The organism is Thermoanaerobacter sp. X514 (genome assembly GCF_000019065.1).
GTDB classification, from domain to species: Bacteria; Bacillota; Thermoanaerobacteria; order Thermoanaerobacterales; family Thermoanaerobacteraceae; genus Thermoanaerobacter; species Thermoanaerobacter pseudethanolicus.
In genome coordinates this window covers 1584105-1596291 of sequence record NC_010320.1, presented here as the reverse complement: position 1 = coordinate 1596291, position 12187 = coordinate 1584105, and the positions used below count along the sequence as shown (strand labels likewise).

Below are 12187 nucleotides of genomic sequence, written 5' to 3'. Positions count from 1 at the left end.
CTCACCTCCAATTTCACACTAATAAAATATTCTTTAAACTTAAAAACTATTACAAAACAAATAACCCTCTTGAGTTATACTCAAGAGGGATTTAGCACCTTTAACCAATTTTTTATTATCTTTTGAAAATTGTAACCAAAATCTTCTTGTTCCACCTTCTTTAAGGCTACACAATTAACATCACAAATTTTTTCTTCTCCTATTTTTACTGTCACATAACCTATTTTTTCACCTTTTTCAACAGGAGCTTTCACACTTTTGGGAAAATGAAATTCTAAATTCACATCCTGCTTCTCATCTTCTAATGCCGGAATGATACATTCTCTCTCACTTACAACCGATACACTATTTTCTTTTCCACCTTCTACTTTTATCTTCTTAATTAATTCCCCTTTTTCTAAAACTTTATAGGGTTTGTACTTTGAAAAAGCATAGTCTAATATTTTCATGGAATCTTCCCACATAGGAGGACTATTTAAAACAACTGCAATAAATCTCCTTCCATCTCTTGTAGCAGAAGATACAAGACACCTACCTGCTTTATTAGTAAATCCAGTTTTTACCCCATCGGCTCCTTCGTATATCCATAAGAGCTTATTTTTATTCCTCAAATATCTATCCCATTCTTTCCCTTCCCAAGGAATTGTCTTTTCTTTTGTTGATACAATCTCTGCAAATTTAGGATATCTAAAAGCATACCTCGTTATTAAGGCTAAATCATAAGCGGTAGTATAATGGTCATCAATACCAATATCTAAACCAGAAGGTGTCACAAAATGTGTATTATATGCCCCTATTTCCCTTGCTTTTTGGTTCATAATTTCGATAAAATTTTCTACACTACCACCTATATGTTCTGCAATAGCTGTGGCAGCATCGTTCCCTGAGTTTAGCATAAGTCCATAAAGCAAGCTTTCCATATCAATTTTTTCTCCTGGCGAAAGCCAAATAGACGAACCTCCAACACTTGCAGCCCTCTTGCTGACAGTTACAATATCATTTAAATTACCTTTTTCTAAAGCCACCAATAAAGTCATTATTTTTGTGGTGCTTGCCATTGGCAGCTTTTCATGAGGATTTTTTTCATATAACACTCTCCCTGTCTCTTGGTCCATTACAATTGCTGCTTTAGCAGAGATAGAAGGATAGCTCTCAGCATACACTTTTACAGAAGACATAAAATACAGCAAAATAAAAAGATAAAGCACAAATTTTTTCATTTTATACATGTTATAGTTATAGTTTTTTACACCTCACTTATGATGCTTCTTTTCCACATCAATATTGACTTTGTCAATTTTTAGTTTAGTATATTTGGGCACCAAAAAAAAATTTGCCTTCGTTTAAAACACCTCATACTACTAAACTCTAGTGTTATAAATAGGAATATGAGGTGTTTTTATTTTACCCATAAACTAATTATCTTATACCTCTTTGGGAAAAAAGGAGCTGTACTTGTTATATTTTATATCTCTGCATAGCTGCTTTTTCTTTTGCTCAATGTATTCTTTTACTGTTGTCCCTTCAAGCTTTTGGTTTAGATTTTTTTATAGTCAACAATGATACAGTGATACTTTGTTCCTCCAAAATTTCCTTTAAAATTCATATATTATAAGCTATGTCACTCATGCTGTAACTTCTAAGCTGTATTATTATGTAGAAAGCTAATATATTTGTCATCTATGATATCGCGGCAAAAATTATTTTCCCAAGATAAGCCTACCTTCGCCGAAAATTAACAAGTTACTGTCTCGATCTTATCCCCTCAGTCTAGCTATCACCCATGCTGGGCGCACACAGAAAAGAGGCTATAAAAGCCTCTTTTTTACGAACTTGTACTTTACACAATTTTTTTAATTTTTTCTTTTTGCATGGTGTTGTTACCCTTTAACCTGATTTTAATTTCATCCCTTACCTTTCTGAACACGTCCAGCCTCTGTAAAGTATGGAGGCTTTCCTTGTCTCCTTCAACGGCCGGAATGAACCCTTTTGGAAAGGGGGCTGCCGAATAGCTCATGGAATAAGAAACCCTTTATAATTTCCTCTTCACGGGCGAAGAGCTGCTTTTCTTTTTTGGTAAGCACTATCGGTTCCTGCCCTACTTCCGCCTGTCTATGGGGCATATAGTTTTCCATTTCGCCCTCACCAATTAGTTCGGATTCGAATTCGTAATCTTCAAAACTAGATCCAGACTCTGTTTTAATATTCGATTCAAGGCCGTTATAGGGTTCGTCCGCTGCACTTACTCCTGCAATGGGTTCAGAAGCATATTCTGGCTTTTTCGGAAAGGCATCATTAAAGGATTTAATTTCTTCCCCCAATTGAGGTGTTCCTACTGGAATCTTCCGGGGTCTGCCGGGCTTTTGCTTCCTGCCCAGCAGCTTGCGCACCCAATTGGCTACTAAAAATACAAAAACGATCAAGGATAAAAGGTTATCAAAATCCACGAAGACTCACCGCCTTTATTCTTTTTCCTCCTGCTGCCTCTCCTGCCCCAGTTTTGAGAAGGATTCCCTCATCATGGTATCGGCTATAACGTTTCTCATGTTGTAATAGTCCATAACTCCGATCTTTCCGGTGCGCAGAGCTTCGGCCATAGCCTTGGGAACTTCGGCCTCCGCCTCGACCACCTTCGCCCTCATTTCCTGAACCATAGCTTTCATTTCCTGTTCTCTCGCCACGGCCATAGCCCTTCGCTCCTCGGCTTTGGCCTGGGCAATCCGCTTATCGGCTTCGGCCTGATCGATCTGAAGCCGCGCACCGATATTCCTTCCCACATCCACGTCAGCAATGTCTATTGATAAAATCTCAAAGGCGGTTCCGGCATCAAGACCCTTATTCAGCACAGTCCTTGAAATAGAGTCCGGGTTTTCCAGCACTTCTTTATGGCTATTGGATGAGCCCACGGTAGTAACAATACCCTCGCCCACACGGGCTATTATGGTCTCCTCACCGGCACCGCCCACCAACCGGTCGATATTAGCCCTCACGGTAACCCGTGCTTTTACCTTCACCTCGATGCCATCCTTGGCTACAGCAGCTACTACCGGAGTCTCGATGACCTTAGGGTTTACACTCATCTGAACGGCGTGCAGCACATCCCGCCCCGCCAGGTCTATGGCCGCCGCCCTCTCGAACTCCAAGGAGATGTTCGCCCTCTGGGCCGCTATCAAGGCATCTATGACCTTGTCCACATTACCCCCGGCCAGGTAATGGGCCTCAAGCTTGTTTATTTCCACATCCTGCCCTGCTTTGATGGCTTTGATCAGCGGTTTCACTATCTTATCCGGCGGAACGCGCCTTAATCTCATGCCTACGAGGGTAAAAATACCGATTTTAACTCCCGCCGCCAAGGCCGAGATCCAAAGACCCAGAGGTATGAAACTTAAAATAACCGATAAGAAAACGAAAATTAAACCGATTACTACCAGCAAAAATATGAATTCTGTCAAAATAAACCCCTCCTTTTATTTTAATGAATCCTGATCGACCACGATCCTGATGCCTTCGACCCTTACCACCCTTACCCTCTCGCCGGCTTCTATAAATTTTCCGTCGGACACCACGTCCAGTTTAATGCCGTCGAAATCAGCTATGCCGGCGGGTCTGAGCGGGGTAATCGTCACTCCCGTACGCCCTATCAATTCATGTCTTTCCTCAGTGGCGGAGTATCCCGAAGATTTATCCAGCCGCGAAAAGAGCACCAGCCGGTCGAAAAGCGGCGACCGGGCCAGCCTCCTGATGAGGAAGGCGAGGATGACCATGCTTACCACCATGGATATGGTGACTGTTATAAGACCCTGCTTCACGGTGGCCGAAGCCGTTACTATACCAGTGATTATACCTGTTATGCCCAGCAACCCGAAAACGCCAAACCCCGGCATCAGGGCTTCGACGGTGAGCAGGATCAGGCCGGCCAGAAAGAATATGACCGATTCCCAGCCGGCAAGTTCTGCTATCATGTGACCAGCGAAAAACAGCACCAGGGAGATTATACCGATAAGACCGGGTGCCCCGAAACCCGGGGTCAGGACTTCGGTGATAATCCCTATGAACCCAATAGTGAGGAACATCGGAGCCACAAAGGGGCTGGTCACGAAGCTGGCAATCCTCTCTGAAAAAAATGGCTTTACCTCTTTTACGTCCCTGTCACCGACTCCAAGGACGGTCAGGAGTTCCTTCCTGTCGGCGGCGATACCGTCGGCCAGTTTCAGTTCCAGAGCTTTTTTATCGGTAAGGGAAAGAATTTTTCCCCTTTCCTTTAAACCCTCTATTTCCACATCGGCATCGGCCATAGCCGCAACAATCCTTGGGTCCCTTCCTCTTCTCTCCGCAGCACCTTCCAGCTTCGACCTCCAGTAGGATATGGTTTTCTCTTCTTTGGGTACCGTCTCCGCCGCGCCTATTGTGGAGCCGGGAGCCATGTATAGGTTTTCGCAGGAAATGGCAATCAGCACTCCCGCCGACGTGGCCTGGCTGTTGACATAGGCCGCCGTCGGCACGGGGGAGTTCAGAATGGTCTGACTTATCTCAACGGCGGCATCCACCAGCCCCCCGGGCGTATTTATTTCGAAAACCAAAAGGGCTGCTTCTGTTTCCTTTGCTTCTTCAACGGCCCTCTTTACAAATTTGGCCATGCCAGGGTCCACCGTGCCCCTTATTGGTACGAAAAGGACTTCTCCCTTTTCCTTCGGCAAACCTGAAACGTTTGTAAAAAGCGAAAAAAACAATAAAGCCGTAATTAGAAAAATAACAAAAGTTCCTACCCTGGATCTCACCGGACCACCCTCTATTGCTTAATTTTTGGTTAACAACTGACGTTTCTTCAAGCCCTTTATTGTTTTAATTATATCACAATTTAGAGCGGTTAAATATATCTATGAGTGAGTGCCTATTATAATATCTAGCGTTTTTACCCCCTGGTTTCGGATATAGTTTCTACAGTAGGACCGTACTCTCGATCTCCGCCGCAATAAGGATATAAAAAACATCTCGTTCTCCGTTTTCAGCTACTTCATTTTTATCTTCAGCTTCGGGATATTCATCTACGTTCCTGATTACTGCTTCATCTTCAGCTTCTTCAATTTCCCTGTTACCATTATTTACTGCATATCTACCTGCCCGTACAGAACCGGTTAAGTTCGGTTAAGTTCCTTTTCGGTAGCGGCTATCACCACCGAACCGGCCATATCACCCGTCACGTTGACCAAGGTCCCGCCCATGTCCAGGATGCGGTCTATTCCCGCTATGAGTGCTATGCTCCCCAGAGGCAGACCCACCGTCTGCAGTATCGCTGGGAGGAAAAAGATGCTCACGCCGGGGACTCCGGCAGTCCCTATGGAAAACATAGTGGCGGTCAGTAGTACTGCCAACTGTTGCGAAAGCGAGAGCTCGACGCCGTAAAGCTGGGCGGTGAACAGAACGGAGATCCCCAGGTGAAGGGCGGTACCGTCCATGTTAATAGTGGCACCCAGCGGCAACACAAAACTGCAGATGGACTTTGAAACGCCCAGCTTCTTTTCCGTCACCTCCATGGTGACCGGCAGGGTCCCCGAACTGCTGCTGGTGGTGTAGGCCGTCAGCATCGCCGGTGCGGCGCTTTTAAAGAATTTGACAGGGTTCATCCTGGTAAATATCCAGACCAGAGCGGAGTATACCATAAAGAGTTGGATGGCAAAACCCAGGTAGCCCGTTATTATTAGCTTCCCCAGAGGAAGGAGTAGCGATGGACCGTGATCGGCAACTACGGGTACAATAAGTGCAAAAACGCCTATGGGTGCGTAGTACTCCATGATTATCCAGACTATTTTATAACTGATCTCAGCTAGGCTGTTGAAGAAGTCTAGGACCGGTTTGCCCTTTTCACCGACTAAGGTAATGGCTATTCCCAAGAAGATGGCAAACACTATGATCTGGAGCATATTGCCTTCGGCCATTGCCTTTACCGGGTTTGACGGGACGAGATCCGCAGGAGTTATCAAAGGAGGCTCTCCTTTGATCTCCACTTCCTCCACAGGCAGCGTTATACCCGTGCCGGGCTTAATGATATTGGCCAGAATGATGCCAATGGTTATGGCAAGGGCGGTGGTGAGGAGGTAATATGCAATAGTCTTGGCTCCTATTCTACCCAATTTCTTAACATCGCCGAGGCTGGCCGTTCCCACTATCAGCGAGGAAAGGACCAGCGGCACTACCATCATTCTGATGAGGTTGAGGAACAGCTCTCCAAAGGGTTTAATGTAAGTACTGGCCACATCGGGAGCCGGTGTAAGTAAAAGGCCGACAAAGACACCGACAATTAGAGCGATAAAGATTTTGGTTGCGATGCCAAACTTCACTTTCACCAGTTAACCCCCATTTCATTTTTGTATCGTCACAATAAAGTTAGTTAAAATTCTACCTCCTCCCAAACCCTTTTTACACATTATACCAGGCACTACTATACATTGTCAATGATAAATTATTAAACGATGGTGTCAAGATACGTAGGATAATTTTTAACGACAACCCCTGAAATATCTTAAATCAACGCTTTCCTGTTATGCTTGTTTTTCTTATTAGGGCATGAACCTTTACTGAGTGGGAAGGCTCTTATGGTATCTCTTCCATGTTTTTATTTGTCTTGCAGAAGATTTTGTTTAAAAATATGCTGTACACAACAAAAAATACGTGAGACGGTTAAATTTCTCGTACAGAAATATAACACAAGAAATCCTTTTGAACTTATTGATTACCTCAGATTTTATCTTATCTATGTGGAATTTAATGATAACTCAAAGCAAGGCATGTTTTTTAAAAATACAAAAGGAATGCTTTATACACAAAAAAGTGGGGTTTCCCACTTTTTAAATATCAACATTGTTATTTATTATTGGATTTTGTGTCTTTTTTGTCGACTTACTTTTATTGAACAAGTTTTGTATTTCTTCTATCAATTTAGGCGTCAAGTCTATTATTCTCTCTAACATAGCACTTTGAGTAACTGGCAAGAGTCTGATTTGCCCTTGTCCAACCACCATAAAGGCAACAGGTTGTACAGAAACCCCTGCACCACTGCCACCTGCAAATGGCATGCTTTGAGATGAATCTTGTTCTGTACCTTTTTTATCATTCTTTGGCAAGTTAATTTCACCGCCTCCAGCGACAAAGCCAAAGGTCACACGGGAAATAGGGATTATTATCGTTCCATCAGGAGTTTCTACAGCATCTCCTACTATTGTATTGACATCTATCATGTCTTTTAAGCTTTCCATAGTCGTTTTCATCAATGCATCGATTGGGTGGTCACTCATTTATTTTCACCTCCCCTTTAAACTACCCAAAAACTCCAAAAACTTTATTCCATTAATAATAATATTACCACAGGTTATTTTAAATATGCAAATTAAATTTCCCTCTAACTTATTTTGACCATAGCAAGGCGTGATATAAAGCTCTGGTGCAGTAGTAAAGGTAGCGTTATTATATATCGGCATAAGAGCTGTATATATTACGCCCCATAAAGAACCGCTCAATATAGCAGTCCAAGCTGCATCTTCTAAGCCAATTTTTACATTTAAATAAAATTTATAAACAACAGTATCTTTTAACACATCTCTTAAAAGTTCTATAATCTTAAAAAAATCTTTATACTCTATATCTAAAGCTGAAAATTTTCCCTCTTTTTTAGTTCTCTCTAATTTTTTTGCTCCTGTACTTTTAAGTATCTTGACACCTAAAACTTTAAAATACAATTCCTCTTTTTCGGGCTCTTTCTGTAATTTAAAGGTCAAAAAATTTACAAAAAATATATTAGTTACTATTTCCAGGGAAATATTTTTCTCCTCTTTATTCGCTTTTATTTTAATTTTAAGAGGTAAAAAATACAGTAAAATCAAAAAAATAAGGATTATAAAAACAACAGACAAATATTTCATCATTTCACCTCATATCACGCTGTTTATAAGCCTTTTCTAAGCAAGATTTGGGTCTTTATTATAGTTTTGGTAAAAAAATTGATAGTTATTAAAAACTGCCTATATTGTATTTTTATCCATATAAAGAAAATATAGTATCTTGATATATGATAACCTCTTTTTAAAAAAATAGCAAGTACAATTGTAAAAAACTTCTATGTAAAATTGTACTTATAATAATATAAATATAGCAGGTAACTCTTTATAAAAGAGCACCTGCTTTTTTTAACATTTCATTTTATTTAAAAAGGGATGCCAACCAATCGAAAAAGCTTTTTATAGCGTCTAAAATTGCTTTTAATATACCTTTGTTCTCTTCTACTGTCTTCTTTATTTTATCAACATCTACCCCTATTTTCTCTAATTGCTTTTTTATCATTTCAACATTTAGATTGAGTTGATTTATCTTTTTCATAAGTTGTACAATCTGAGATATCTGCTCATCAGTTAGTTTAATGTTAAGCTGTTTAGCAATATCCCTTATAACATTTGCAATCTCATTTTCATCTGCAAGTTTTTTTGCAATTACTTCTTCTTTAACCTTTTGAATAAGTTCAGCTGCTTTATCTTTTCCTATCTTTTCCCCTAAAGTACCTGTTATAACCAATTCTTCATTAGCTGTCTTTTTTGCCTCGTCACTTAATTTTTCCCCTGTTGCTTCTTCAAATGCCTTCATTATCCCTGTAAGAGCTGCCGTGCCTGATACATCAAAGGGAGCAGCTACTACCACCTTTGCATCTTTAATGCCTGCTGTCACCATTGCATTGGCATACATCTCTTTAGAGACCCAGCTTATGTTGTGAGTATCAACCATAATTCCTTCTCCCTGTGGGAGAAGTTTCACATACACTGAAGAAATGGCTCTGCTACCTATCTGTTTATCAGGTACCAATCCCTTTAAATATTTTCTTTCTTCCTCATTTGTAACCTTGATAACTTTAGTCGTGTTTGGATTGACCCCAAAATATTCCATCATTTCTTCCTGTTGTTTAGGAGTAAGGTCTGCACCTAAACTTACTATCTCTTTTTCATTTGCAAAGGCAAAAGTGGTTGAAAGAAATGTAAAAGTAAGCCCTATTAAAATTAAAAGTAAAGACACTATGCTTCTTTTCATACATTAAAACCTCCTCCTTTTTTAAGGTGTGATTTCGATTTGCGGCAATTCTTTTAAAGATTTAATTCCAAAATACTTTAAAAAGTCTTCTGTAGTAGTGTACAGTATTGGCCTACCAGCAGATAAAGCCCTTCCACTTTCCTTGATCAAATTATACTCCAGCAAAGTATTTATAGCTTTATCGCTTTTTACCCCCCTTATTCTTTCAATTTCTGCCCTCGTAATAGGTTGATTATAAGCTATTATAGCCAAAACCTCTAATGCTGCTTGAGAAAGTCCTTGTTTTATTTCTAATCCCAAAGCTTGTCTAACTATTTCTCCATAATTATCATTTGTACACATTTGAACTTTATCTTCAAAAAATATAATATCTAAACCGCGATTTTCTCGGTCGTAATATTCTTTTAATTTATTTACAACATCTACTATTTCCTCTTGAGAAAGTCCTACCACTTCGCATAGGGTTCTTAATTTTACTGGTCCCCCTGCTGCGAACAATATAGCTTCTATTTTTCCTTCATTGCTCATTTTTTTCTCCTCTCCCAAAGGATTTAATAAGTATATCCCCATAAGTAGTCTTTTGTTCTGCTATAATTTTATTTAATCTCACTAACTCTAAAACAGCAATAAAAGATACAATAATTTCTCCTTTTGCCCGACTTTTCTTAATAAATTCACTAAACCAAAGGACAGTTTTTTTTACCAATTTCACTAATAACTCTTTAATCTTACTCTCTACAGTATATTCATCTTTTTTTATTTCTATTTCATCTTCTTTGGCATTATTTTTTGAAATAACTTTAAGATACGCCTTATATATATCTTCACTAGAGTAGTTAAAAGCAATTTTTTTATCTATGTATTTTACTTCAGGCTCTTCTCTAAAAAAACGAGAACCAATTTTGCACATTTCTTTAAAAGTCTGGGCAATAATTTTATATTTCTTGTACTCAATCAATTTAGTTACCAATTCTTCTCTTGGGTCTACTTCTTCCATTTCCAATTGTTGTCCCTCAAACTTCTGTTTGGGAAGTAACATTTTAGATTTAATTTCTAATAAAGTAGCTGCCATTACAATAAATTCTGATGCCACATTTAAATCCATTTCCTGCAAAGTTTTAATATATTCCATATATTGATCTAAAATAACTGAAATCGGGATATCCATCAAATCAATTTCATTTTTTTCTATAAGGTGAAAAAGTAAATCAAAAGGTCCTTCAAACACTTCTAATTTTACGTTGTACATCTTCACACCCCAAAAGGCTTTAAAATAAGAGTTATAAAAGAGTCCAAAGCATTCATAAGAGGCCCCATAATTTGTCCTATAACCCCAGTGAAAACAAGAAGGAGCAAAATAACCTGCCCATACATTTCATATTGAGAAATCATATAAGCTTCTCTTGGGGGTAATAAACTCCACAATACTTTTGAACCATCCAAAGGCGGCACAGGTATTATATTGAAAACAGCAAAAACTAAATTGTAAATGTACAATAGATATAAAAGTGGATACAATATTGGGACATCTTTAAATGCTATCATCAATATTCGAGAAACGATAGCCAACAAGACGTTGGAAAGAGGGCCTGCTAAAGATACAAGCAATACACCTTTTTTTCTATCTCTAAAATATAAAGGATTAATAGGAACAGGTTTCGCCCACCCAAACCTTAAAAGCCAAAGCATTAAAAGACCAATGGGGTCAATATGAGCCAACGGATTTAATGTAAGCCTACCACTTTGCCTTGGAGTAGGGTCCCCCAATTTATCTGCCACATAACCATGACTAAATTCGTGGAAACTCATCGCAATAAGAAGTGCAGGTATTCTATATAAAAAATCTATAAAATCTATCAAATTTATTCTCCTTTCTTTAATTTTTCTATCAGTTTTTTCAAAAATGCAATTTCTTCATCTCTTGTAGCAATAATTCCATTAATTTTCGCCTCAAACACATTATCCATTAATTCCCCATATAAAGGACTGGGAGGAAGTCCTAAATTTTTTATGTCTTTTCCCTTTACAGTCAATTTACCTTTTATAATTTTTTCGGCTTTTTCTCCTTCCATTACTTCAATAGCTCTTAAAACTTCCTCTTTTGTTTCTTCTATAGTTTCTCTTATTTTTCTGATATTTTTATTTTGGCAATTGAGTTGCTCTCTTAAAAAAACCAAGTCTTTTAAAGCTTTGAGATAAATTTTATTTACTCGCAACCTCTTTTCAATTTTATTAATATCACTCTCTTTTAGGTAGTAAAAAAGCACTAAAAATCTGTATAATTCAACTTCTAAATTTACATCTACTGTATCGAGATTTTGAGTATTAAGTGTAATTCCATCAAAAATAACTTTATCAATACCGTAAGAAATAAGTTTTTCAATCATTTCTTTGACTTTACTTTCTTTCAAAATTAAAAAGATCTCATTCCTTATTCTATCAGCAGACAAAAGTCTAATATTTTCTATTGATTCCTTCATCAAATTGTGTGTCTTTTCTTCAATCTCAAAAGAATATCTAGTAGCATATCTTATAGCTCTAAATATTCTGGTGGGGTCATCAATAAAACTTTTAGGATGAAGGACTCTAATGAAACCCTTTTTTAAGTCCTCTAATCCATTAAAATAATCCAAAATCTTCTCTTCTATTACATCATAAGCCAAAGTGTTTATAGTAAAATCTCTTCTTGCCATGTCATCGTATATATTTGAAAATTCGATTGTTGGCAGTGCAGCAGGACGTTCATAATATTCTTTACGAGCAGATATAACATCAATAGAAATACTGTCATAACTTAAGGTAGCAGTCCTAAAAGCTTCATACACTACAATATCACCTTTTAAATAAGAAAGCAATGTATAGGCAAACTTAATACCGTCTCCTTCCACTACTACATCAATATCAAGGTTTTTAACCCCTAATAAAAAGTCTCTTACCACTCCACCTACAATATAAGATTTAATTTTTGTTTTTGAAGAAATTTCCTTCAGCAGTTTAATTAAATCTATTCCGTTAACCTCTATACGCAAAAAATCACCCTTTTACCAACAAAATAATTCCTTGCTTTTTATATTATACCATAGGAAAAGATAAAAAAATAAGTATAAGTTAAAATTCA

General features: G+C 38.3%; 12 protein-coding genes. All 12 read right to left on the bottom strand.

The window, feature by feature from the left end; genetic code table 11:
• Positions 1 to 80: 80 nt before the first annotated feature.
• On the bottom strand, positions 81 to 1220 hold the full coding sequence (locus tag TETH514_RS07940) for a D-alanyl-D-alanine carboxypeptidase family protein (protein ID WP_038016495.1): 1140 nt from the start codon (positions 1218 to 1220) through the stop codon (positions 81 to 83).
• Positions 1221 to 1967: 747 nt separating this feature from the next.
• On the bottom strand, positions 1968 to 2447 hold the full coding sequence (locus TETH514_RS07935; RefSeq protein ID WP_009052353.1) for a hypothetical protein: 480 nt from the start codon (positions 2445 to 2447) through the stop codon (positions 1968 to 1970).
• Between the two features lie 15 nt (positions 2448 to 2462).
• Positions 2463 to 3452 (bottom strand): flotillin-like protein FloA, encoded by a 990-nt coding sequence (gene floA, locus TETH514_RS07930; RefSeq protein ID WP_009052352.1) that lies wholly within the window; start codon positions 3450 to 3452, stop codon positions 2463 to 2465.
• A gap of 15 nt (positions 3453 to 3467) precedes the next feature.
• Positions 3468 to 4778, bottom strand: a complete 1311-nt coding sequence (locus tag TETH514_RS07925; RefSeq protein ID WP_009052351.1) for a nodulation protein NfeD — start codon at positions 4776 to 4778, stop codon at positions 3468 to 3470.
• Between the two features lie 357 nt (positions 4779 to 5135).
• On the bottom strand, positions 5136 to 6344 hold the full coding sequence (locus tag TETH514_RS07920; RefSeq protein ID WP_009052350.1) for a dicarboxylate/amino acid:cation symporter: 1209 nt from the start codon (positions 6342 to 6344) through the stop codon (positions 5136 to 5138).
• A gap of 501 nt (positions 6345 to 6845) precedes the next feature.
• Positions 6846 to 7292, bottom strand: a complete 447-nt coding sequence (gene ytfJ, locus TETH514_RS07915) for a GerW family sporulation protein (RefSeq protein WP_009052349.1) — start codon at positions 7290 to 7292, stop codon at positions 6846 to 6848.
• Between the two features lie 6 nt (positions 7293 to 7298).
• Positions 7299 to 7916, bottom strand: coding sequence for a DUF2953 domain-containing protein (locus tag TETH514_RS07910; protein ID WP_003867991.1), 618 nt, complete (start codon positions 7914 to 7916; stop codon positions 7299 to 7301).
• A gap of 277 nt (positions 7917 to 8193) precedes the next feature.
• A complete protein-coding gene (locus TETH514_RS07905) occupies positions 8194 to 9069 on the bottom strand; it encodes a DUF1002 domain-containing protein (protein WP_003867992.1) in 876 nt (291 codons plus the stop codon).
• 21 nt (positions 9070 to 9090) lie between these two features.
• Positions 9091 to 9597 carry an SMC-Scp complex subunit ScpB gene (scpB, locus tag TETH514_RS07900; RefSeq protein WP_009052348.1) on the bottom strand — a complete coding sequence of 169 codons (507 nt, stop codon included), beginning with the start codon at positions 9595 to 9597 and terminating at the stop codon, positions 9091 to 9093.
• Complete coding sequence (locus TETH514_RS07895) at positions 9587 to 10318, bottom strand: ScpA family protein (RefSeq protein ID WP_012268718.1); 732 nt, start codon at positions 10316 to 10318, stop codon at positions 9587 to 9589. Before TETH514_RS07895 ends, scpB begins: the two co-directional genes overlap by 11 nt.
• A 2-nt stretch (positions 10319 to 10320) precedes the next feature.
• The gene (locus TETH514_RS07890; RefSeq protein ID WP_009052346.1) at positions 10321 to 10929 is read right to left on the bottom strand and encodes a site-2 protease family protein; all 609 of its coding nucleotides are present in this window, start codon (positions 10927 to 10929) and stop codon (positions 10321 to 10323) included.
• Positions 10930 to 10931: 2 nt separating this feature from the next.
• The gene (locus TETH514_RS07885; protein ID WP_009052345.1) at positions 10932 to 12098 is read right to left on the bottom strand and encodes a CCA tRNA nucleotidyltransferase; all 1167 of its coding nucleotides are present in this window, start codon (positions 12096 to 12098) and stop codon (positions 10932 to 10934) included.
• Positions 12099 to 12187 lie beyond the last annotated feature (89 nt).

What these genes read in the sequence shown, in the direction of transcription:
- TETH514_RS07940 (WP_038016495.1), bottom strand. Translation starts at nt 1,220, where the DNA reads ATGAAAAAATTTGTGCTTTATCTTTTTATTTTGCTGTATTTTATGTCT.
- ytfJ (WP_009052349.1), bottom strand. Translation starts at nt 7,292, where the DNA reads ATGAGTGACCACCCAATCGATGCATTGATGAAAACGACTATGGAAAGC.
- TETH514_RS07910 (WP_003867991.1), bottom strand. Translation starts at nt 7,916, where the DNA reads ATGAAATATTTGTCTGTTGTTTTTATAATCCTTATTTTTTTGATTTTA.
- TETH514_RS07905 (WP_003867992.1), bottom strand. Translation starts at nt 9,069, where the DNA reads ATGAAAAGAAGCATAGTGTCTTTACTTTTAATTTTAATAGGGCTTACT.
- scpB (WP_009052348.1), bottom strand. Translation starts at nt 9,597, where the DNA reads ATGAGCAATGAAGGAAAAATAGAAGCTATATTGTTCGCAGCAGGGGGA.
- TETH514_RS07895 (WP_012268718.1), bottom strand. Translation starts at nt 10,318, where the DNA reads ATGTACAACGTAAAATTAGAAGTGTTTGAAGGACCTTTTGATTTACTT.